We start from the raw sequence: 20,291 nt of genomic DNA, 5'->3' as shown, positions 1-20,291 counted from the left end.
GGAGGAGCGGATGGTGCGCGAGGAAGGGTCAGAGGAGGTTGGGGAGGAGCCGGGACGCGCTGTCGGCGGTCGCCCACGCGAGCGCGAGCACGACGGGGGTGCTGACGACCCACACGAGGGCCCCCGTGACCCGGCGGCGGAGCAGGGCGATGCCGACGACGGCGACGCAGAGCCCGCCGAGCTGCAGGGCGAGCAGGGGCAGCGCCGCGGTGTCGACGTGCTGGGGCTTCTCCCCCGCGGGTACGGCGCCGGGCACGCCGCCCGGCGCCGGGAAGCCCTCGCCGTCCACGGGCACGGTGGAGGTGTCGACGTAGAGCACCTCTCCCGTGCCGAACGGACCGAGGGACGTGTCGGTCGCCGCGGTGACGAGCGTCAGACGGGCCTCGCCGTCGGCGAGCGGACCGGGCAGCGGGTCGCCCGCGCGCCGGAGGCCCGTGACGGCGAGGCGCTGGCGGCCCTGGGCTCCGACCACCTCGACCACGTCGCCCACGGCGAGCTCGTCGAGGCGGGCGAAGGGCCCGCCGTAGGTCACGGCCCGGCCCTGCACGACGCTGACGCCCACCTGGCCCGGGAGCACGGTGTCGCGACGGTGCCCCGGGCCTGCCCGCAGGTCGCCCGACGCGCTCCCCTCGACGACCACCTCGTCGACGCCGATGGCGGGGATCGTCAGCAGCGCGACGGCCGAGCCGACCTCGGCCGTGGGCCCGACGGGGACGAAGCCGCCCGCCACGTCGGCACGGAAGGCGTCGTAGAGGACCGCCTGCTCCCGCGCCTGCGAGACCCCGGACAGCACCATCAGGTGGAGCAGCAGGGTCAGGCTCAGCAGCGCGAGCGTGAACGCGGCGGACGAGCCGACCTCGAGCCGCGTGCGTGGCGGTCCGGCTGGCCGTGTCGGGCCCGACGGAGCCGCCTCGGTGGCGCGATCCGCCACGTCGGCGCTCACGACCGGGCTCCCCGCACGACGAGGAGGACCCGCCCGACGGCCCCGCCGAGCGCACCGACGAGGGTGAGGACCAGCAGCAGGGGGAGCAGCGCGCTCGACGTCCAGGGCGAGCTCACGGGCGCGGTGGCGGCGGAGGTGACCGTCGCCGGCGCACCTGGCTGCGGCGCTCCGCCACCAGCAGCAGGGGCGTCCACTGCCGGGAGGGTGCCCGGCAGCGCGCCCACGCCTCCCCCGGCGGGGAACGACGGGGCTCCCCCGCCGGCGCCGGGAGCGACCGGGGGCGCGGCCGGCGGTGCCTCCTGGGCGGCGACCAGCTCGGCCGCGCGCTGCGCGCTGCGCCAGAGCGGAGCGGTCGCGCCGGCGTCGACGATCGGCAGGTACCCCTCCGGCAGCGCCCCGTTGCCGCGCCCGGGCCGCTGGCCCTCGGTCGTGGCCACCCGGAGGAACTGCGCGACGTCCTCGGCCTGCTCCGCCGACAACCCGTGGGTGCGGGCCACCGTGTGCACGACGAGGGTCCCCGGGTAGGCGTCGCCTGCCTGCCGCACCTCCGCCTGGTCGACGACGTACGGCGCGACCCCGGCCTCCGCCACGCCGACGGTGTCGGTGGCGGGCCGGGCCAGGGCGACCGCCTTCGTCAGCCCCTCCGTCGTCGGTCCCACGAACGTGCCGTCCCGGGTCTCGAGCTCGGCGACGGACAGCCCGAGGCGGGCGGCGTCACCGAGGCTGACGATACCGAGCATGAACCGGGTGCCGAGCCCCTGCCGGTTGACGCGCCCCACCTTCCACGGATCGTTGGCCGAGGCCCGCTCGCACTTCGTCTGCACGTTGGGCCAGGCGTCGAGCACGGCCTCGGCCACCCGCCGCAGCGTCGTGACGGGCGCGGCGACCTGGTTGAAGTACACGGTCGGGTTGGCCTTGAGGCAGTCCTGCTCGCTCGGCGGCACGTAGGTGTCGAGCAGCGGGAAGTCCCGCACGGGCAGGGCCATCCGAGCGTAGGAGGGGTTGACCCGCATGCCCGAGGGGTCCGGCTCGCCGCGCACGAAGGCAGCTGCATCGGGGTCGGCCGCGACGTACGCCGTCAGCGCGCCGATGACGTCTGAGGACTCCGAGATCGAGAGCACGGTCGCCGCGGCCTCTCGCGCGATCTGATCGAGGTCGGGGTTGAGCGCGATGAACTCGGGGTCCTGGTTGATCGAGGTCGGGTTGTCCGCCATGCCGGGATGTCCGCGCCCCAGGTCGGACGCGACGTACGACTGCGTCAGCAGCTTCGCGACGAGGCGCGCGTTCAGCCGCAGACCCTCGACGGGTCCGGCGTTGCCGGGCCGGTCGACGACGTAGGCGATGCCGAACCCGGTGACGGCGGTCGGCCCGAAGGCGGTCGTGGTCGTGCCCCGGGCGTCGTGCGGACCGGACACGAGCGCCGCCGCGCCCTCGCCGCTCTCCATGAGGGCGAAGCCCGCCTCGTCGCTCATCCGGTTGTGCTGGAACTTGAAGCGCCCGTCCTCGAGGCAGTAGGCCGGTGCCCACTGCAGCGAGGCCTGCGCGAGCAGCTCGGAGCCGTAGAACCCGACCGGCGCCCGTGGGTCGAGCACGTCGCAGACGTTGGGGGCGAGACCGAAGGTCAGCGGGACGGAGAACCGGTGCTGCCAGTTCGACGCCGACCACCACAGCGCGGGCGAGACGGCGAGGTCGACACCCTCGGCGGCGTAGTTGCTGGAACCCTCGAGCCAGCGACCGCTGCGTCGGCACTCGGGATCGGTGTCGCAGGACAGGCCCATGATCGGGATGACGACGATGGAGCACGGGGTCGTCGCGTTGCAGCCGAGCGAGGCGTTCTCGACGTCGGTGCGCACCTCGAGATCGACCGACCCGCGGCCGTCGGCGTCGGTGAAGGCCGCGACCTCGGCCGGCGGCAGCGCGCCGTCGACCGCCGCCTCGGGCGCCATCGACTCGGCGCTGCAGGAGGCGAACCGGTCGCCGTCCGCGGCGGTGAACCCGGTCGCCCAGGTCGAGAAGCCGTCGGCGGCGGGGCAGGTCGCTGCGTCCGCCAGTGGCGCCGTCCCCGCCCGCGCGGACCGCTCCTCCTCGGTGGCGGCGGTGTCGTGGCGCCACACGGCGGTGCGGTCGGGCAGGCTCTGCGAGCGCTGGGCCCGGGTCGAGGTCCAGCAGGTGTCGCGGGAGAGCCGCTGCGCGGCGGGCAGGTCGGGATCGTCGAGGCCCCGGCACTGCAGGACGACGACCGGGTACTCCTGCGCCAGTCCCGTCTCGCCGTAGGGGTCCGCCGCCCGGCCGCCGCTCGGGCGCGCGCCCGACCAGCTGACGTGCACCCGCTCGCGCGAGCGCAGCTGTTGCGTCTTGTCGACCGTCACGGTGACGTCACGGCTGTCGACCACCTCGCGGGTGCCGTCCGCCTCGGTGAAGGTGCGCTCGAGCGTGCGGGTCTGCTCGAAGCCGTCCGATGCCGGCGCCGCCTGGGCGGGCGGGACCTCGGCGGAGGGCAGCCCGACGAGCACCGCCGCGGCGAGCAGCAGGCCGGCCAGCGCCCGACCGCGGACCGCCGCGAGCCGCCGCCTCATCGCGAGGCCTGCTGACGGCGGCGAAGCCAGACGGTGATCATCGCGGGCAGGAAGACGAGGGCCAGCACCTCGGCGGCGACCACCCAGGCGAACGGTCCCCGGTCCCCCGGCCGGTCGGAGGTCAGCTCGAGCGGGTTCGCGAAGACGGCTCCCCCGCCCGTCGCCGCGGCGGCCACCGGTTGGCCGGTCGTCGGGTCGACCTGCACGTCGGCCGCCACCGGGGCGGTCCCGGTGCCGGCACCGGCCGGGCCTGTCGCCGTACCGCCTCCCCCGGCGGCCCCGCCGCTCCCGCCCGCGGCGGGGTCGTCGGTGGAGGGCTCACCGGTGCCGGTGTCGGTGCCGCACGGTCCCGCGCCCTGCCTGTCGCAGGCCGCCGGTGCCGGCGCGACGGTCGCGAGCCGGTTCTCGTTCAAGTTGCGACCGTTGAAGGTCGGGTTGTTGCAGGACCGTACGTCGCGGTTGGCGAGCTCGACGCCGCTGTCGGCCGTGCCGAGCCGGGCGAGCTGGGTGAAGCCCGCCTGCACGAGGTTGAGCGGCAGCGGCGAGTAGCCGTAGGGACCGGCCTTCGTCTGGCCCTGGCAGAGCGAGTAGTACATGAAGTCGACGAGCGTCTGCCGCTTCGCGGTCGTCATGCGCCGGTCCTGGGCGCCGACCGGGATGATCATGTAGGAGTACGACGACAGGGGGTAGGCCCGCGGGTCCGTCGCGGCGTAGACGCCCCGCAGGTCCTGGGTCAGGTAGTCGGACGCCGACGGGTCCTCGGTCTTGATCCGGGCCTGGGTCAGGGCCACCGCGACGTTGTACTGGGTCGGTTCGACGTAGTACCCGCCCTCGTTGAGCACCTTGACGACCGGGTAGTCCTCGTTGACCGGGTAGGAGTACTCGACGTACCCGATCGTGCCGTTGCCCGACGAGCTCGCGACCGTGTTCATCACCTGGTCGGAGCCGGCCTGGGCGATCGCGCGTCCCTCCCTCGGGAAGTACGACGTCAGCGTGCCCCGGGGGAAGAGGGACTTCCACGTGCTGCCGTGGCGCGCCGCCAGCCACGCCGTGAACTGGGCCGTGGTGCCCGAGCCGTCGGCGCGCACGACCGGCGTGATGGGGATCTTGGGGAACGTGCGGCCGTTGTTGTCGGCCTTGATCGCCGGGTCGTCCCAGCTCGTGATCTGGTTGGTGAAGATCTTGGCGATCGTGTCCCCCGACAGCCGCAGGTTGCGCACCTGCTGGTTGCCCACCTTCAGCTGGTAGGTGAAGGCCGTGCCGCCCGCGACGATCGGCAGGTAGGCGAACTGCCGGTTGCCCGCGGTGTCGGCGTTGCCGAACTCGTCGACCCCCTGGTAGGGGATCTCCGAGATCGCGAAGTCGGTGCTGCCCTGGGCGAAGTTCTTGCGGCCGAGGGACGAGCCCCCGCCCGTGTAGGCGACGCGCATGCCGGTGGCCTCGACGTCGGCGATCCACTGCTCGACGATGAGCTGGCTCCACGTCGACCCCGTGCCCTCGATCTGGGCGTAGACGACCGAGCGCGCGGCGGCCGCGTTGCCGGACGTCGTCCCCAGCAGCAGGAGGAGGGTGGCGACGAGGGCGGCGGGCCGGAGCACCCGGGACGACCGGGCGGCGCGCCGGGGGCGGGGCGGGACGGGGAGTCGCATCAGGACCTCTTCGAGAGCGGGCCACGGGCCAGGAGCCGGGCGGTGACGAACAGCACGAGCACCAGCACGAGCAGCACGCTCGCGGCGGCGAAGCCGCGGGCGATGGCCTGGGGCTCGCCGGAGCGCACGGTGCTGAAGACGTAGAGCGGCAGGGAGTTCATGAACCCCGACGTCGGGTCGAGCGTGAGGAACGGCGCCGCGCCGGACGTGAGCAGCACGGGTGAGGTCTCGCCGACGCCTCGGGCGACGCCGAGGATCAGGGCCGTCGCCAGACCGGGCCGGGCGGTCGGCAGCACGACGTGCCAGACGACGCGCCAGCGGCTGGCCCCCAGGGCCAGGCCCGCCTCGCGGAGCCCGCTCGGCACGACGCGGAGCACGACGTCGGAGGCCCGGGCGATGATCGGCAGCATCATGACGGCGATGGCCAGACCGGCCGCCAGGCCGGAGCGGGGGTAGCCGAGCGCGACCACCATCACCGTGTAGACGAACAGCCCGGCCACGATGGAGGGCAGCGCGGTCATGGCCTCGACGACGGTCCGCACGACGGTGGCGAACCGACCGCCGACCTCCGTCATGAACACCGCGGTGCCGATGCCGAGCGGCACCGTGATCGCGATCGCGATGCCCAGCTGGATGAGGGAGCCCGCGACGGCGTGGAGGATCCCGCCCCGGTCGAAGGCGTCCCGCGGGCCGATGCCCGCCATGTCGTCGGTGAGGAAGTTGAGGTGCAGGAGCGGACGCCAGCCCTTCGCCAGGGTGAAGACCATGACGCTGACGAGCGCCGCGCCGACGACGAGGGCACCGACCGTCACGGCGGACCGCACCAGCTGGTCGGCAACCTCGTTGCGGTCGCCGACGAGGGCCGTGGTGACGGCGACGAGGCCCATGCCGAGCACGAACCACAGCACGAGCAGCCAGCCGACGGAGGGCAGCGGCAGCACCCGCTGTGTCAGCAGCCAGGCCAGGGCGAAGCCCGCGACCCACGCACCCGCGCGGGCGACGCGCTCCTCGGCGGTCGCGCGCCCCAGGCCCGTCCGGCGCACGGGGGGCGGAGCGGTCGGTTCGGTCACGGGCAGCACCGTCCGCGGCGGTACGGCGGCGTGGCGGGCCTCGTCGAGGACGGGGCGCTCGGGAGCCGTGGTCATGCGTCCGTCCCCTGTCCCGAGCGGCTGCGGTTGACGATGATCGCGGCGAGCGTGTTGACCGCCAGCGTGATGAGGAACAGCGCGAACCCGGCGGCGAGCAGGGCCGAGAGCTGGGCGGCGCTGGCGTCGCCGAAGCGGGCGGCGATGAGCGCGGCCACGGTGTTGGTGCCGACCTCGAGGACGTGCGGCTTGATGTCGAACGCGGGGCTGATGATCAGGTAGACCGCGATGGTCTCGCCCAGCGCACGACCCAGGCCGAGCATGGTGCCGCCGACGATGCCGCCGCGTCCGAAGGGCAGCACGACGGTGCGCACCATCCCCCAGCGCGTGGCGCCCAGGGCGAGGGCGGCTTCCTTCTCCGCCTGCGGGGTCTGGCTGAAGACCTGGCGCATCACCGCGCACGACATCGGCAGCACCATCATCGCCACCGCGATCGCGGCGCAGAACGCGCTGGCGATGTAGCGGGTCTGGTCCCAGACCGCGGCGTCCGGGTCGGCGCTCGGGACGTCGAAGAGCGGGATCCAGCCGAGCGTGCCGTGGAGCCAGCGGGCGATCTCCGCGGCGTACGGCTGCACGAGCAGGGCGCCCCAGAGCCCGTACACGATGCTCGGTACCGCCGCCATGAGGTCGACCAACGACACGAGGGTGGCACGCACCGAGTGCGGGGCGTACTCGGAGATGAACAGCGCCGTCAGCAGGGCGAGCGGGAACGCGATGACCAGCGCGACGCCCGCCACGGAGACCGTGCCGACGAGGATCCCGGCGATCCCGACCGTGCCCTGCTCGGGGGCCCAGGCCTCCTCGGTGAAGAACGAGAGCCCGTAGTGCCGCAGCGTCGGCACGGCCTGCCAGGCGAGGAAGAGCCCGATGCTGCCGGTGACGACGAGCACCGTCGCCCCGATCGCCCGGAAACCGTGCACGAACACCCGGTCCGCGCCGGTCGGGCGTCGGGAGATCGCGCGCGGGAGCGCCTCGACCTCGTCGTGCTGCGTCGGAACCGTCGTCACGGGTGGGTGTCCCCCATCGGGTGCGGGCGACCACCTGACGGCCGCGGACCGACGGGAAATCTGGGGGCGGTCCGCCAACGGACCGACCGCTTCCGGTGAACGTCGGACCAACGCCGACCGGCCCCTCGGCACAGCAGCCCGACGGGGCTATCCCGGGTCCCCGGGAGGGGTCAGGAGGGGTGGTGCGGGCATGGCCCGGACGGGCTAGGACCCACCCGTGACGGACGGTCCCCGGACTGGACCGGTCTGGACGGGCCGGCGGGTCTCAGCCGGCCGCGATCGCCGCGAGCACGGCGTCGGCGAGCTCGGTGCGGCAGACGACCAGGTCGGGCAGGTAGACGTCGGCGGCGTTGTAGCGCAGCGGCGACCCGTCGATCCGGCTCGTGTGGAGGCCCGCGGCCCGCGCGACGGCGACCGGCGCGGCGGAGTCCCACTCGTACTGGCCCCCGGCGTGCACGTAGACGTCCGCCACGCCCCGCACGACCGCCATCACCTTCGCGCCCGCGGAGCCCATGGGCACCAGCCGGGCGCCGATCGCGCCGGCGACGACGTCGCTCACCGCCGGCGGGCGGCTGCGGCTGACGACGAGGCGCGGCACTCCCGCGTCGTACGGCGGGGGCACCGGCACGTCGGCGGTGCTCCAGGTCTCGCCGAGCGCGGCCTGGGCGACGGCACCGGCCGTCAGGTCGCCGACCTCGCCCGGGGCGCCGGCGCCCCGCTCCCAGAGCGCCACGTGCACCGCCCAGTCGTCGCGGGGCGGCTCGCCGAACTCCCGGGTGCCGTCGAGGGGGTCGACGATCCAGACCCGGTCCGCGTCGAGGCGGGCCGGGTCGTCGGCCCCCTCCTCGGAGAGGACGGCATCCCCCGGCCTCAGCCGGGCGAGCAGCCCGGTCAGCAGCACGTGCGCGGCGCGGTCGCCCGCGTCCTTCAGGTCGGTCGTGTCCCACGACTCGGCCACGGCCGTCGTGCGCAGGTCGACGAGCCGCTCCCCCGCGAGCGTCGCCAGCCGCTCGGCGAGCCGGTGGTCGTCGAGGCCCGCGAGGGCGGCGACCAGCGGATCGTCGGTGCCGTGCTGGGGGGTGGACCGCGGGGACGGGTCGGACGGGCTCGTGGTGTCGGGCACGCCGCCAGCCTAGAGCGCGCGGGGCCCTGGATCAGACGACGTCCGCAGCCAGCACGTCGAGCAGGGCCGAGGCCGCCTCCACCGCGCGGCGCTCGCCCGCGGCAGCGAGCAACGCGCGCCGTACCGCCATGTCGAGGAGGAACAGGCGGGCGGTCAACGGGCTCGTGCCCAGGGCGGCGGGGCCGTCCGTCGTGCTGCGTTCGAGCAGCGCCCGCGCTGCCGGCCCGGCCGCGACGCGGTCGACGCTCGTGGCGCGCGCGAACTGCCAGTTGTGCCGGTCGAGGGCGACCGGCGCCTCCGCCTCCCCGAACTCCCAGTCCCACGCGACGAGCCGGCGCTGCGCGCCCGTGCCCGTCCAACCGAGGTTCCACGGGGACCAGTCGCCGTGCCGCAGCCCGTGGAGCAGGAACGCGTCACCGTGGTGCCGGTGGTACTCGGCCGCCATCTCCACCGCGCGTCGACCGAGGTGGGCGACGACCGGTCCGACCGGTACGCCGAGCGGCCCCCGTCCGTCGCGCAGTCCCCGGGCGTCGGCGAGCAGGCGCCGCAGCCACGGCGAGTCCTCGAGACGGGGCGCGGACGTCGGGCCGGCCGCCACGAGCCGGTCGAGCACCCGCCACGTCGGGGTCGGGTCCTCCGCGTCGACGGGCGTGACGTCGTCGGGCAGCGGGGTCAGGCCCAGGGCACCCCCCTGACCCGCCCGGTGCAGGAGCACGGGACGGGGCACGAGGATCCCCACGTCCTCGCGGTGGCTGCGGGCCGCCGCGACGTCGGTGGCGTCGTGCTCCCGCTCGAGCGCGGCGAGCCGGGCCGCACCCGCCCCGACCTTGAGGAACAGCCGTGGCCGCCCGCGCCCGTCGGAGACGAGCACCGTGGGACGGGCACTGCCCTCCCGGTCGATCACCGCGAAGCTGAGGTGCACCGTGCCCTCGTCGCAGCCCAGCGCGGCCGCGGCTGCCGTGCGCAGACCCAGCGCGTCGTCGTCCCCGGGCACCGCCACGAGGTCCCCCACCCGGTCGCCCGCGCCGAGGAGGAACCAGGAACCGACGAGCCGCCGGGCCCAGCGACGGGACGGCGCGCGCAGGTCGTTGCCGTAGCGCAGCACCGCCCGGCGCGCGCGGCGGCCCAGCCCGGCGTCCACCGCGAAGCGCACCCTCCCCTCGAAGCGCACGAGCCGGTACCGCTCGCGCGGGACGTCGCCCCGACGCCGCCGCGCCGCGGGACGGGCCGCCGTGCGTCCCGGCTCGTCGACCGACGGCCACACGACCGCAGCCGTGCGCGCCCAGGCGGGGTCCGGGTCGGGGGCGTGCCCCCGGCCCTCGACCTCTCCCGGCGCGACGTGCATGACGAGCGCCACCGCCCTCAGCGCGCCGTGAACCGCGCCAGGTTGGCCTGGCGCTGGTTCTGCACCCAGTCGAACCCGCCGCCCATGACGACCTGCGACCCGTCGCTGGCGAGCGTGCGGGACAGCAGCAGGGAGTCCTGGTTGGACGTCGTGCCGCTCGTGGTCACCTGGAACCCGCTGCGCACCCGGCCCGTGCTCCGGTCCAGCACGTGCATGGCGACGTAGCGGGTCGGGCTGGTCTCGCCGAACCCGCCGGCGGCGCTGCAGTCGTGGGCGTGGGACGCGACGTACACGTCACTGCCCTGGACGAGCACGTCGAAGGTGTCGCCGTAGCAGCGCGCGAACCACCTCACCTGGCCGTTGGAGACCGTGATGGCCTGCACGCCCTCCTTGCGCGCCGACGACCCGGAGCGGTCGTCGCGGCCGCCCATGTAGAGCACCCCGTCCGCCACCTCGAGCGTCGTCGCCCAGTTCGTCGGAGCCAGCAGGTAGCTGCGACCGAAGCCGCTGGCGTTGGCGCCGGTGGTGCCGTTGACGGCGGCGACGCCCTGGTAGGCGACGCCGTTCATCTGCTGGAACGTGCCGCCGACGAAGACCTTGGCGCCGTCACCCGAGACGGCGAGGGCCGTGGGGCGCAGGCCCTCACCGGGCACCGCGACGCTCATCTTCGGCTGCCAGGACGTCAGGCCGCCGCCGGCCAGGTCGAACGCGGCCAGCCGGTCGCGGGAGCTCCAGTTGGCGACGCTGAAGATGCCGCCGACGTAGAGGGTCGCGCCGTCGGGCGAGACCTCGAGCGCCCGCACGCTGCCGTTGACGCCGTTCCAGCCCACCTGGCCGAGGAAGCGCCCGGTCGCGGTGTCGAACGCAGCGAGGTGCTCGGCCTTCTGACCGTTCACCTCGTTGAAGTCGCCGCCCACGTACAGCGTCGCCTTGTCCGGCGACAGCGCCATGGCGTGCACCGTGCCCGGCGATCCGTCCCACGAGTTGCGCAGCACGGGCGCGAAGCCGGTGATGCGCTTGCCCGTCGCGGCGTCGATCGCCACCAGGTGCGCCTGCCCGGACTCGTTCGTGCCCGCCGCCGCGCCCGAGGGTCGCGTCGAGGTGAACGCACCGCCCACGTAGATCCGCCCGGCCGCCATCTCGGAGGCCCAGACGGGCCCGTTCGTCTGCTCCATCGCCGCGGGCGTCGTCGACACCAGCGCCTGCGCGGGCGGCGTCACCAGCTGCAGGCCCAGCGCCACGCACAGCGCAGCCAGGGCGGCCCACCCGCGTGTCGTCATCCGTGTCGTCATCCGTCTCGTCATCGTGCTCACCACCAGATCTCCGTCCCCAGCAGTCGCGCCAGGTCCTTGTTGTGCGGCTCGTAGTGAGCCCTCAGCTCCTCGGCGACCGCGTCGTCGAGGTCGACCCCGGGCGCACGGTTGCGCCTGGTCGACGAGGGTCCGGCCGCCACCGGGTCCATCCCGGCGAAGTCGGTGACCCGGCGGAGCGTGCCCGTCGGGTCGGCGTAGAGGTCCTCGCTGCGCAGCACGAGCACGCGGCCCTCGCCGTACGCCGCCATCCAGGCCGCGACGGGGCCTGCGTACTCGCCGCGCGCGCGGTAGGCGTACCAGTCCCAGGCCCGGGCGTAGTACGCCGGACGCTCGCGCAGGCGGTCCAGCTCACCGGCCGTGCGCCCCGGCTCGGCCGCCAGGGCCTCCGCGAAGGTGAGCCCCTCGACCCCGGCCTTGACCCGCTCGCGGTAGTGCGAGTGCGCCCGGGCGACGGGGTCGCGCAGCAGCACGACGACGCGCGCACCGGGCAGCACGGCCCGCGCGCGGCCCGCGGCCCGCGGGTCGTGGAGCAGCAGCGGGTCGGCCTCCACGGTGAACGCCGCGCCGGCGCGGGCGGCATGCCGACGCCGGGTCTGCTGCGTGGGGAAGTGTCCGCGGTACCAGCTCTCCGGTCGGCCCGAGTACCGCGTGAACCAGTGCGGGCTCTTGATGTGCTGCGCCGCGGGCACGAGCGGGAGCACCTGGGGGTGCGCCAGCAGCGAGGACCACAGGAACGTGGTGCCGCTGCGCTTCGCGCCCACCACGAGCAGGTCCGCCCCGGGACGCAGGGGTGCGGTCGCCTGGCCGGCGAGACGCACGAGGCCCGCCACGCCGGCCTTCGCCGGCTCGGGCACCAGGTCCTTCGCACGGCGGACGAGTCGAGTGTCGTCGAGACTGCTCATCGGTTTCTCCGGTTCGGACGGGGTCGGCGGATCAGGGAACGGACGTCGGGCAGGTCGAGGGGGCGGCGCAGGAGGTGCAGCAGCACGCCGTAGCCGGTGAGCCCGGCCACCACGTGGAGCACCAGCGCCGGCACGGTGGGCGCGGCCAGGAGGTGCACCGCGAGCCCGGGCAGGCCGAAGGCCACCAGCGCTGCCGCGCCGGCGAGCGCGACCTGGCGCACGGGCAGGCGCAGCCCCAGGCGGCGCCCCCGGACGAGGCAGAGCACGGAGTCGAGGGTCAGGCAGCTGGCCCAGGCGACGGCAGCGCCCGTGAGCCCGAGCCACGGCACGAGCGCCAGGTTGAGCGTGATGTTGAGCGCGAGCGCCACCGCGGTGTTGCCGGCGGTGATGCCGCTCCGGCCGGCCATGAGGAGGGCCGCGTTCACGTTCCCCATCGCGACGTAGGCCAGCATGCCCAGCGCCATCACGGTCAGGGCCGGGGCCGCCTCCGCGAACTCCGGACCGACGAGGCCGAGCACGAGCGGCGACCACGTCGCGAGGCCGAGGAACAACGGCCACGAGACGAGCACCAGCCAGACCGCCGTGACGCGGTAGACCTCGTCGTACCCCCGCCGGTCGCCCCGCGCCCACGCCGCCGCCATGGCCGGCGCGCTCTGCAGGCGGAGGGCCTCCATCGCCATCGTGCCGGTGGTGACGAACCGGCTCGCGGCCGCCCACGCGCCCGCAGCGGCCGGCCCGAGCAGCACGCCCACGATGATCACGTCGGCCCACACGATGGCCAGCTCGAGGCACGACGCGACGCCCCGCGGGAGGTTGAAGCCCCAGAGCTCGCGGAGCTCGGCCCGCACCGGCACCTCAGCGTCCGCCGGGGCCGGCTCCCCCGCCGTACGGCGCGCCCTCGCCAACCCCCGCACCAGGAGCGTCGTCGCGACGACGTCGAGGAGCACGAGGGGCAGCGCGTAGCTGAGCAGGAGCCACTCGACCGGGGCGTCGAGCAGCCACAGGAGGGCGACCCCCAGCAGACGGGTGACCGGCAGTGCCACCTGGTAGAGCCACACGAAGGGCAGGACGGAGCCGAGCGCCCGGGTGCCGTTCAGCGACGCCTGCCCGACGGCGGAGACCACGAGCGTCCCGACGAGCACCCAGAGGAACGCCGCCACCGCCGGTCGGTCGTCGGTCGGGAACGTGGCCACGACGTGCTCGACCGAGACCCCCAGCGCGAGGGCGACGACCAGGCTCCACAGGAGCACCGGGGTCAGGGTCCACCGCATCGCCGCGAAGGCGCGGGCGTGACGCCCGACCGCCCGGTGTCCGGAGACCGATCGGACGATGCCGGTGTCGCTGCCCGCGAGCGCGACGCCGTTGAGGATCATGAAGACGGCGACGGCCTGGTAGTAGAGGCCCGCGACGTGGGCACCGAACAACCGCCCCACCAGCACCGTCAGCGCGAAGCCGCCCGCGGCGGCGAACACGGCACCCACGAGGGAGACCGCGCCGCTGCGCGCGAGGTCGCGCCGACCGCCGGCCGCGACGGGCGCGACCGGCTCGGCACCGGAGAGGACGGACGGGACGGACATCGGCTCAGATGCCCCGTCCCCGTGCGTGGAGGACGTCCTGGATGCGGTCCGGACCGACGCCGGCCAGCACCAGCGCCGTGAGCGCGAGACGCGGCTCCCGACGGTTGTCGCTCCAGGCGCGCCGCATCCAGGTGCGCGCCTCCGAGCGCTCCCCCGCCGCAGCGTGCGCGAACGCGATCTGCCCGCTGATCCGCGCGCGGCCCCGGGGAGACGCGGCGAACTCGGGGAAGGCCCCCAGCAGGGTGGAGAGCGCGGCGGACACCGTGCGCCACCGGCTGAAGAAGTGGGACCCCCCGTTCCAGTGCACGTCGGCGACGACGTCGTCCACGAGCCCCAGGGAGCCGCACCGCGCGAGCCGGAGGAGCAGCTCGTAGTCCTCGGCGTAGCCGCCCGGGATGTCCTCGTTCCAGCCGCCGACGACCCGGAGCGGCCGCGTGCGGTAGAGCAGCGCGGAGGGGTGCAGCTCCATGACGCGGGAGTCGAGCAGGTCCTGGAGGTGGACCCGGTGGCGGGGCGCGCGACGCACCGTGTGGACGTCGCCGCGGACGATGCGCACGCTGCCCCCGACGACGAGCAGCGCCGGGTCGGCCTGCAGCGCCCGCACCTGGCAGTCGAGGCGCCCCGGCAGCCAGACGTCGTCGTCGTCGCAGGTCGCCAGCAGGTCGTGCGCAGCGAGCGCGAGCGCCGTGTTCCGTGCCCCGGCCACGCCCTGACGTCGGTCGTTGACGACGACCTGCAGGGACTGGCGGGAGGGGTCGAGCGGCGCGGGCAGGTCGAGGTCCGCCGGCGCGCGCGTGTCGTCGATGACGACGACGACGTCGATGCGCCCGCGATAGGTCTGCGCCCAGATCGCGCCGACCGCGCGACGGAGGGTCGTCGTGCGACCCCGCGTCGCGATGGCGACGGAGACCGGCGGCAGGCTGTGCTCCGCGCGCACGCGGGGCGTCGTGGCCTCAGGCATCGGACGCCACCCGCACCAGTCCGAGCACCTCGACGTCGACCGCGGCCAGGTGGAGACGCGCCACCCGGAGGGCGTCGTTCGACCAGCTCGTGGAGCCGACGAGCACCACGACGGCGTCGCAGGCCTCGAAGTCGACCCGCCACGTGGAGCGACCGAGGTCGACGGCCTCGACCTGGAGCCGGTTCTCGGCCCCCACGACGCGCAGCCCGCGACGGACGATCTCGGCCGAGTCCTCCGGGAGGTCGGGCGTGACGTAGACACCGAGGCGGAACTCCTCGCCCGGGTCCTCCGCCTCGCGCTCGAGCAGCCAGGGTGCGATGGCGACCCCGACGGCGGTGACGTCGCTGCCGTCGGCGCGGCCGTCGCGGACCTCGGCGAGCACGGGCAGACCCGTGTCGTCGAGCGGCTCGCTGCCGTTGCCGCCCCGCTCGCGGAAGAACGTCGCGAGGCCGCCGGTCGGGCGCCGCGGGGCCGCAGCGGGGTCGCGGTCGTCCCGCGGACGGTCGTGACGGTTGCGGGGCGCGTCGGGCGTCGGCTTGACCGGCCGCGGCGGGGCCGCCGCGACGGCGGCCGCCGCGGGTGCCACGGCGGGGGTGGGGCGACGCGGGCTGCGCACCTGGGCGAGGTACGCCGAGGCGACGCCCACGAGGAGACCGCCGAGCCCGCCGGCGACCACGTGGGCCGCAGCCGGCAGCGACGCGCGCTCCGCCGTGCCGGCGGCCTCGCTCGCCACGCTCCCGGGGTCGACGACCGTCTCCTCCAGCTGCATCCGCTCGAGGACGAGCTGGCGGCCGCGGTTGCCCTCGGGGTCGGTCTCGTCCTGGAGACCGGCGAGGCGCGCGTCGTGGGCCCGCCACCGGGTGACGGCCTGCTGCTCCGCCTCGTCCAGGTAGACCTCGGCCGCGGCCTCGGCCCGCGACTCGGCACGGTCGGCGGAGTCGTCGGTCCAGCTGAAGACGAGGTAGTTGCTGCTCTCCTCGACCGTGACGGACAGGCGGTCCGCCACGTCGTCGAGGTCCACGCCGTCGCCGATGCGCTCGGCGATGGCGCGCCGGACCGGGTCCGTGCGGGTCAGCGCGACCTGGTCGTCCGCCCACAGGGTGGTGGTCGAGAAGTCGCCCACGGCCACGAGGCCGCCACCCACCCGGACGGTGGCCTGCGCGTGGTACTCCGGTGCGGACGTCGCCGCCACGGCGGTGCCGAGGAGCAGGCCGACGACGAGGCCGACGACCACGTGGATCCAGCGCCTGCGGACGGCGCCGGCCAGGCTCGGCGGACGACGCAGCTCGGAGCCGGGTCGTGTCTCCGAGGCGAGCTCGGTGTCGTCATGCATGGGTGATCACCTTTCTGGTGTGCGAGTGGTCGAGAGCGCGACGCCGGTGCACGCCGACGACGGCGAGAGCGAGGAGGGTGACGGCCAGCGGGACGGGCAGCACCTCGTAGAAGGCGATCTGCACGAGCAGGGCGGCGCCGGTGGCGTGGAGCCACACGTCGGCATCGCGGCCGGAGAGCGGGCGGGCGTGCCACCACACGAGCAGCACGGCGCCGACGAAGAGGGCGAGACCGGCGATCCCCTGCGAGACCAGGATGGTCCAGAGCTGGCCGTGGGTGCCGATGGAGACGTCGTTGCTGTCGGCCAGTCCCGCCGACGACTGCGGCGCCCCCCAGCCGAAGAGCGGCGAGCGGAGGGCCAGCGACCACGACGCCTCGTACAGGGTCGCGCGGGTGCTCGTGTTGCCGTACTCGAAGCGGGCCGTGATGACGCGGCGCACGGGCTCGACGGCGAGCACGGAGCCGACGATGCCGACGACGCCGACGACGACCGCGGCCAGCGCCCGGAAGTCGCCGGCGGCCGCGCGGCGCACGACCACGTAGCCCACCGCCACGCCGATCGTGATCCAGCAGCCACGGTTCAGGGAGACCAGGATCGGCGGCACCGACGCCAGCACGAGACCGGCCAGCAGGAGCCGCTCGGCGCGGCCGCGGGCCGTGACGAGGGCGTGGACCGCGACGGGGAAGCCGATGCCGACCGCCGCACCCCAGTCGTTGGTGTAGGCGAACAGGGGGCTCGGACGCGGCGAGCCGTAGAGGCCGTCGTACTCCGAGAACTCCGGGTGGGTCAGCGCCGTCACGAACGGGTCGACGAAGCCGACGAGGCGCAGGCCGGCCTCGAACGGGCTGGTGAACTCCAGGTTGTTGACGAGGATCCCCGGGTAGGCGAGCAGCACGGCAGCGCCCCACAGGGCGACCACCCACCGCACCACCGTGCGGCCGGGCATCCCACGGTCCAGCGCGTTCCACACCGCGACGGCGATGACGACCACGGCCGTGTAGAGCACGAGCCGGAACCCGTACGCCGCGAGGTAGCGCGGACCCGACAGCATGACCGCCGAGACGCCGACCCAGCCGAGGAAGAGCAGCAGCGCGACGTACCCGGGCGGCAGCACGAGCACGCGCCGGTTGAGCAGCAGCCACATCCCGACGGGCAGCGCGACCAACGCCCACGCCGGCACCTGCACCCCCAGCGCCCACCACAGCGGGTAGAGCAGGAAGAGCGCAGCGACCGGGCGCAGGGCGCGGCGCAGCTCGGCGACGTCGTTCACGAGCGGACCGTCCCCCCGGTGGAGGCGGCGGCCGGGGCCGACGAGGACGTCGGGCCGTCCACCGGGCGGGCGGGGACGCCCGCGTAGGTGCCGCCGGAGGCGAGGCGCCCCCGCACGACCGCGCCGGCCGCGACGACGGCCCCGCGCTCGACGACGGCGCCCGGCAGCACGGTGACGCGTGCGCCCAACCAGACCTCGTCCTCGATCCGGGTCGTCAGGTAGTCCGCCACCTTCGCCGCACGACCGCCCTCGTCCCGGCCGTGGGTCGCGGTCAGCACCATGACGCCGGGGCCGAGGTGGCAGTCCTCGCCGATCTCGACGCGACCGCGGGCGACGTCGAGGTAGCAGTCGTGGTTGACGAAGGTGCGGCGCCCGATGCGCAGCCCGCGACCGGTGATGCGGACGCCGCTGAACACGTTCGCGGTGCGCACGTCGAGACCCGCCGCGCGGTAGACCGCCCAGCGCAGCGGCCGCGGCACCAGCGCCGAGCCGGCCAGCAGGTCGAGCAGCACGTGGCGCAGCGCGATGGCGAGGTCGAGACGGAGCGCGCCGACCGCGCGTCCGAGGAAGCCGGGCCGCGTCATCGGGCGACCCGCGACAGCAGGGCACGACGGACCGAGCGCACGCGGCGGACCGGTCGGCCGACCACGGGATCGATCTGGCGGGCGAAACGGGCTGCGGACTCCTCGGCGGCGGCCTCGATCTCGGTCACGTCCGCCTGCGGGCCACGCGCGCGCAGCGTGGCGGCGACCTGGTCGGCCAGCGCCGGGAAGTCGGTGGCCAGCCGCACGACGCCGGCGTCCTCGACGACGGCGGCGAACCGCTCCTGGTGGGCGTCGACGTGCTCGCCGCGCGAGGGGTCGCGGGGCACGCACACCGGGACGTGCCCGGCCCGGCGTGCGTCCATGATCGTTCCGGGGCCGCCGTGGCACACGACGACGGCGGCGCGGTCGAGCAGGTCGGTCAGCTGCTCCTGGTCGACGAACTCCACGCCGCTCGCGACCTGCGGCCGGACGCTGTGGCCGTGCTGCACCACGATCTCCGCCCGCGGGCCCAGGGAGGCGGCCAGCCGGTCGAGCCAGCCGACGAGACGGTCGAAGGGGTGGTGGTCCGTGCCCACCATCGCGACGACGAGCGGCGCGCTCACAGCAGCGGTCCCACGACGACGGCGTCCGGGTAGACGTCGAGCTGCGTGTCCCACTGCACGACGCGGCGCGTCGTGAACGGGCCGACGAGCCGCCCCGTCATGGTCGGCGAGTCCACCCGATCGTAGACCTCCACGAACACCGTCGGGATCCGGAGCAGCCAGGCGAGCACGAAGAACGGCACGGCCACGCCCGCCCCCGCGCTGACGACCACGGCGGGCCGCTCGCGCCGCAGCACCCGCCACGCGAGCAGCAGGTTGCGCAGCAGGTTGGGGACGTTGCGCGTGGTCGGCGAGTGCGACGTCACGACGCGCTCGTCGGCCAGGCGGTCGCGCACGTCCGGCGTGTCGGGGCAGACCCACACGCGGTCGCGGATCTCCCACCACGGCCGGAGGGCGAGGAGCTGCGCGAGGTGGCCGCCCTGCGTGCTGACCAGCAGGGCCGTGCCCCGCGGGCCGTCCTCGGGCCGCGCTCGCGCGGCCTCGGCGAGGAGTTCGGACATCAGTACGCTCCCTTCCCGCGCAGCACCGCGGAGACGGTGCGCGCGCAGATGACGAGGTCACCCGCGATGGTGTGGTTGTCGGTGTAGGTCAGGTCGAGGTCGACGCTGGTCGCCCACGACAGGTCGGAACGGCCGCTCACCTGCCACAGGCCGGTGAGGCCCGGCTTCACCCGCAGCCGCCGCCGCTCCGTGGCGTCGTACGCCGCGACCTCCTCCGGCAGCGCCGGGCGCGGGCCGACGAGGGACATCTCCCCCCGCACGACGTTCCAGAGCTGCGGGAGCTCGTCCAGCGACGTACGGCGCAGGACGCGCCCCACCCGGGTGACGCGCGGGTCGGCGCGGATCTTGAAGAGCACGGCGTCGGAGTCGTTGAGGTGCACGACGTCCGCACGGACGACCTCGGCGTCGACGCTCATCGTGCGGAGCTTCACCATGACGAAGGGCACACCGTCGCGCCCGACGCGGACCTGGCGGAAGAACGCGGGACCGGGGCTGTCGGCACGGACGGCGAGAGCCAGGACGAGCAGCACCGGGGCCACCAGCACGAGCGCGACCGAGCCGACGACACGGTCGAGCACCCCCTTGGCGACGGCCCGCGCCCGCGACGCCTGGGGCGGCGCCACGGACACGATCGCGCGACCCGCCAGACGGCCGACGCCCATGCGGTGCGGCGCCACGGGCGGCGCCGGGAAGCCCAGCGGGACACCCGTGGGCTGGAGCTCCCAGGTGAGCCGTCGCAGACCCTCGGCACCGAGGCCGAGGCCGGGGTCGACGAGCACGATGTCGGCGTGCTTCTCCGCGACCTCCCGGGCGAGCGGGGCCTCGGCGAAGCGGGCGGCGCTGCCCGTCACCCGGCCCGTGCGACGCTCGACCGGGAGCCTGCCCACGACCCGCACGTCGCGCTCCGTCGCCGTCATCGCGTCCAGGTCGTCCGGGTCCACCAGCACCAGGGCGCGTGGGCGCCCGCGGAGGACGCCCGCGACGCAGCGGGCGACGACCACGAGGCCGACGAGACCGACGAGCGCGGCGGTCCGCTCACCGGACAGCGTGTCCGGCAGGGCGGCGTCGGCGAGCACCAGCACCCCCAGCGCCACCAACCCGGAGGTCGCGACGGCACCGAGGTCCGTGCTCGAGAGCGCGGGGTGCGGGCGGGTGACACCGACGACGGCGCGGGCCAGCGGCCACGCGACACCCAGGAGGGCGACCGCCAGCACGTCGCCCGTGACCGCGAGGGACACGACCAGTCCCCCGACGATCGCCGACACCTCCGCGCACCGCGGCAGCGCGACCCGTCGCCGGGTCGCGACGGCACCGGACGGCGACGCCGCGCCACGCGCGGCTGTCGGTCCTGGCAGCGGGCGCGACGCCGCGTCGTTCGGCGACGGTGCGAGTGCGCGCGGCACGGCGGCTCCTTCCGCAGAGGGTCCGGTCACTGGACTAGACCGGTCGAGTGAACACTGTTCTCCCAAACGAACAGGGGGCTCAAACGTGACGGCTGTT

At 75.1% G+C, this 20,291-nt stretch carries 17 protein-coding genes; all 17 read right to left on the bottom strand.

The features are described 5' to 3' along the window. Positions 1-28: 28 nt before the first annotated feature. Entirely contained in the window at positions 29-943 is a 915-nt protein-coding gene (locus G3T38_RS11580; RefSeq protein ID WP_163772463.1) for a sortase domain-containing protein, read from the bottom strand. Further along, entirely contained in the window at positions 940-3,519 is a 2,580-nt protein-coding gene (locus G3T38_RS11575; protein ID WP_163772462.1) for a hypothetical protein, read from the bottom strand. Before G3T38_RS11575 ends, G3T38_RS11580 begins: the two co-directional genes overlap by 4 nt. Further along, a complete protein-coding gene (locus G3T38_RS11570) occupies positions 3,516-5,168 on the bottom strand; it encodes a phosphate ABC transporter substrate-binding protein PstS (protein WP_163772461.1) in 1,653 nt (550 codons plus the stop codon). Before G3T38_RS11570 ends, G3T38_RS11575 begins: the two co-directional genes overlap by 4 nt. After that, positions 5,168-6,313 (bottom strand): phosphate ABC transporter permease PstA, encoded by a 1,146-nt coding sequence (gene pstA / locus G3T38_RS11565; protein WP_163772460.1) that lies wholly within the window; start codon positions 6,311-6,313, stop codon positions 5,168-5,170. Before pstA ends, G3T38_RS11570 begins: the two co-directional genes overlap by 1 nt. Then, a complete protein-coding gene (gene pstC, locus G3T38_RS11560; RefSeq protein ID WP_163772459.1) occupies positions 6,310-7,320 on the bottom strand; it encodes a phosphate ABC transporter permease subunit PstC in 1,011 nt (336 codons plus the stop codon). Before pstC ends, pstA begins: the two co-directional genes overlap by 4 nt. Before the next feature lie 265 nt (positions 7,321-7,585). Further along, positions 7,586-8,443 (bottom strand): 3'(2'),5'-bisphosphate nucleotidase CysQ, encoded by an 858-nt coding sequence (locus G3T38_RS11555; RefSeq protein ID WP_338037604.1) that lies wholly within the window; start codon positions 8,441-8,443, stop codon positions 7,586-7,588. 31 nt (positions 8,444-8,474) lie between these two features. Further along, on the bottom strand, positions 8,475-9,800 hold the full coding sequence (locus G3T38_RS11550; RefSeq protein ID WP_163772458.1) for a hypothetical protein: 1,326 nt from the start codon (positions 9,798-9,800) through the stop codon (positions 8,475-8,477). A gap of 5 nt (positions 9,801-9,805) precedes the next feature. Next, the gene (locus G3T38_RS11545) at positions 9,806-11,068 is read right to left on the bottom strand and encodes a YncE family protein (protein WP_163772457.1); all 1,263 of its coding nucleotides are present in this window, start codon (positions 11,066-11,068) and stop codon (positions 9,806-9,808) included. A 29-nt stretch (positions 11,069-11,097) separates the two neighbouring features. Next, positions 11,098-12,003, bottom strand: coding sequence for a sulfotransferase family protein (locus G3T38_RS11540; protein WP_163772456.1), 906 nt, complete (start codon positions 12,001-12,003; stop codon positions 11,098-11,100). Next, a complete protein-coding gene (locus tag G3T38_RS11535; protein ID WP_163772455.1) occupies positions 12,000-13,580 on the bottom strand; it encodes a lipopolysaccharide biosynthesis protein in 1,581 nt (526 codons plus the stop codon). Before G3T38_RS11535 ends, G3T38_RS11540 begins: the two co-directional genes overlap by 4 nt. A 4-nt stretch (positions 13,581-13,584) precedes the next feature. After that, entirely contained in the window at positions 13,585-14,541 is a 957-nt protein-coding gene (locus G3T38_RS11530; RefSeq protein WP_163772454.1) for a glycosyltransferase family 2 protein, read from the bottom strand. Then, positions 14,534-15,874 carry a hypothetical protein gene (locus G3T38_RS11525; RefSeq protein WP_163772453.1) on the bottom strand — a complete coding sequence of 447 codons (1,341 nt, stop codon included), beginning with the start codon at positions 15,872-15,874 and terminating at the stop codon, positions 14,534-14,536. Before G3T38_RS11525 ends, G3T38_RS11530 begins: the two co-directional genes overlap by 8 nt. After that, positions 15,867-17,144, bottom strand: coding sequence for an O-antigen ligase family protein (locus G3T38_RS11520; protein ID WP_163772452.1), 1,278 nt, complete (start codon positions 17,142-17,144; stop codon positions 15,867-15,869). The genes G3T38_RS11525 and G3T38_RS11520 overlap by 8 nt, the downstream gene beginning before the upstream one ends. After that, positions 17,141-17,728, bottom strand: a complete 588-nt coding sequence (locus G3T38_RS11515) for an acyltransferase (RefSeq protein ID WP_163772451.1) — start codon at positions 17,726-17,728, stop codon at positions 17,141-17,143. The genes G3T38_RS11520 and G3T38_RS11515 overlap by 4 nt, the downstream gene beginning before the upstream one ends. Then, on the bottom strand, positions 17,725-18,291 hold the full coding sequence (locus G3T38_RS11510; RefSeq protein ID WP_163772450.1) for a glycosyltransferase: 567 nt from the start codon (positions 18,289-18,291) through the stop codon (positions 17,725-17,727). The genes G3T38_RS11515 and G3T38_RS11510 overlap by 4 nt, the downstream gene beginning before the upstream one ends. Next, positions 18,288-18,791, bottom strand: coding sequence for a glycosyltransferase family protein (locus tag G3T38_RS11505; protein ID WP_163772449.1), 504 nt, complete (start codon positions 18,789-18,791; stop codon positions 18,288-18,290). The genes G3T38_RS11510 and G3T38_RS11505 overlap by 4 nt, the downstream gene beginning before the upstream one ends. Continuing rightward, entirely contained in the window at positions 18,791-20,194 is a 1,404-nt protein-coding gene (locus tag G3T38_RS20920; RefSeq protein WP_338037603.1) for a sugar transferase, read from the bottom strand. Before G3T38_RS20920 ends, G3T38_RS11505 begins: the two co-directional genes overlap by 1 nt. Positions 20,195-20,291 lie beyond the last annotated feature (97 nt).

This window comes from Nocardioides zeae (genome assembly GCF_010686755.1).
Lineage (GTDB): Bacteria > Actinomycetota > Actinomycetes > Propionibacteriales > Nocardioidaceae > Nocardioides > Nocardioides zeae.
Note: the sequence above shows the minus strand (reverse complement) of the source record. Positions and strands in the feature narration are given on the sequence as shown.

Bases quoted from the DNA above. Each gene is read 5' to 3' on its own strand.
- G3T38_RS11575 (WP_163772462.1), bottom strand. From the start codon at position 3,519: ATGAGGCGGCGGCTCGCGGCGGTCCGCGGTCGGGCGCTGGCCGGCCTG.
- G3T38_RS11570 (WP_163772461.1), bottom strand. From the start codon at position 5,168: ATGCGACTCCCCGTCCCGCCCCGCCCCCGGCGCGCCGCCCGGTCGTCC.
- pstA (WP_163772460.1), bottom strand. From the start codon at position 6,313: ATGACCACGGCTCCCGAGCGCCCCGTCCTCGACGAGGCCCGCCACGCC.
- G3T38_RS11545 (WP_163772457.1), bottom strand. From the start codon at position 11,068: ATGACGACACGCGGGTGGGCCGCCCTGGCTGCGCTGTGCGTGGCGCTG.
- G3T38_RS11540 (WP_163772456.1), bottom strand. From the start codon at position 12,003: ATGAGCAGTCTCGACGACACTCGACTCGTCCGCCGTGCGAAGGACCTG.
- G3T38_RS11535 (WP_163772455.1), bottom strand. From the start codon at position 13,580: ATGTCCGTCCCGTCCGTCCTCTCCGGTGCCGAGCCGGTCGCGCCCGTC.
- G3T38_RS11530 (WP_163772454.1), bottom strand. From the start codon at position 14,541: ATGCCTGAGGCCACGACGCCCCGCGTGCGCGCGGAGCACAGCCTGCCG.
- G3T38_RS11525 (WP_163772453.1), bottom strand. From the start codon at position 15,874: ATGCATGACGACACCGAGCTCGCCTCGGAGACACGACCCGGCTCCGAG.
- G3T38_RS11515 (WP_163772451.1), bottom strand. From the start codon at position 17,728: ATGACGCGGCCCGGCTTCCTCGGACGCGCGGTCGGCGCGCTCCGTCTC.
- G3T38_RS11505 (WP_163772449.1), bottom strand. From the start codon at position 18,791: ATGTCCGAACTCCTCGCCGAGGCCGCGCGAGCGCGGCCCGAGGACGGC.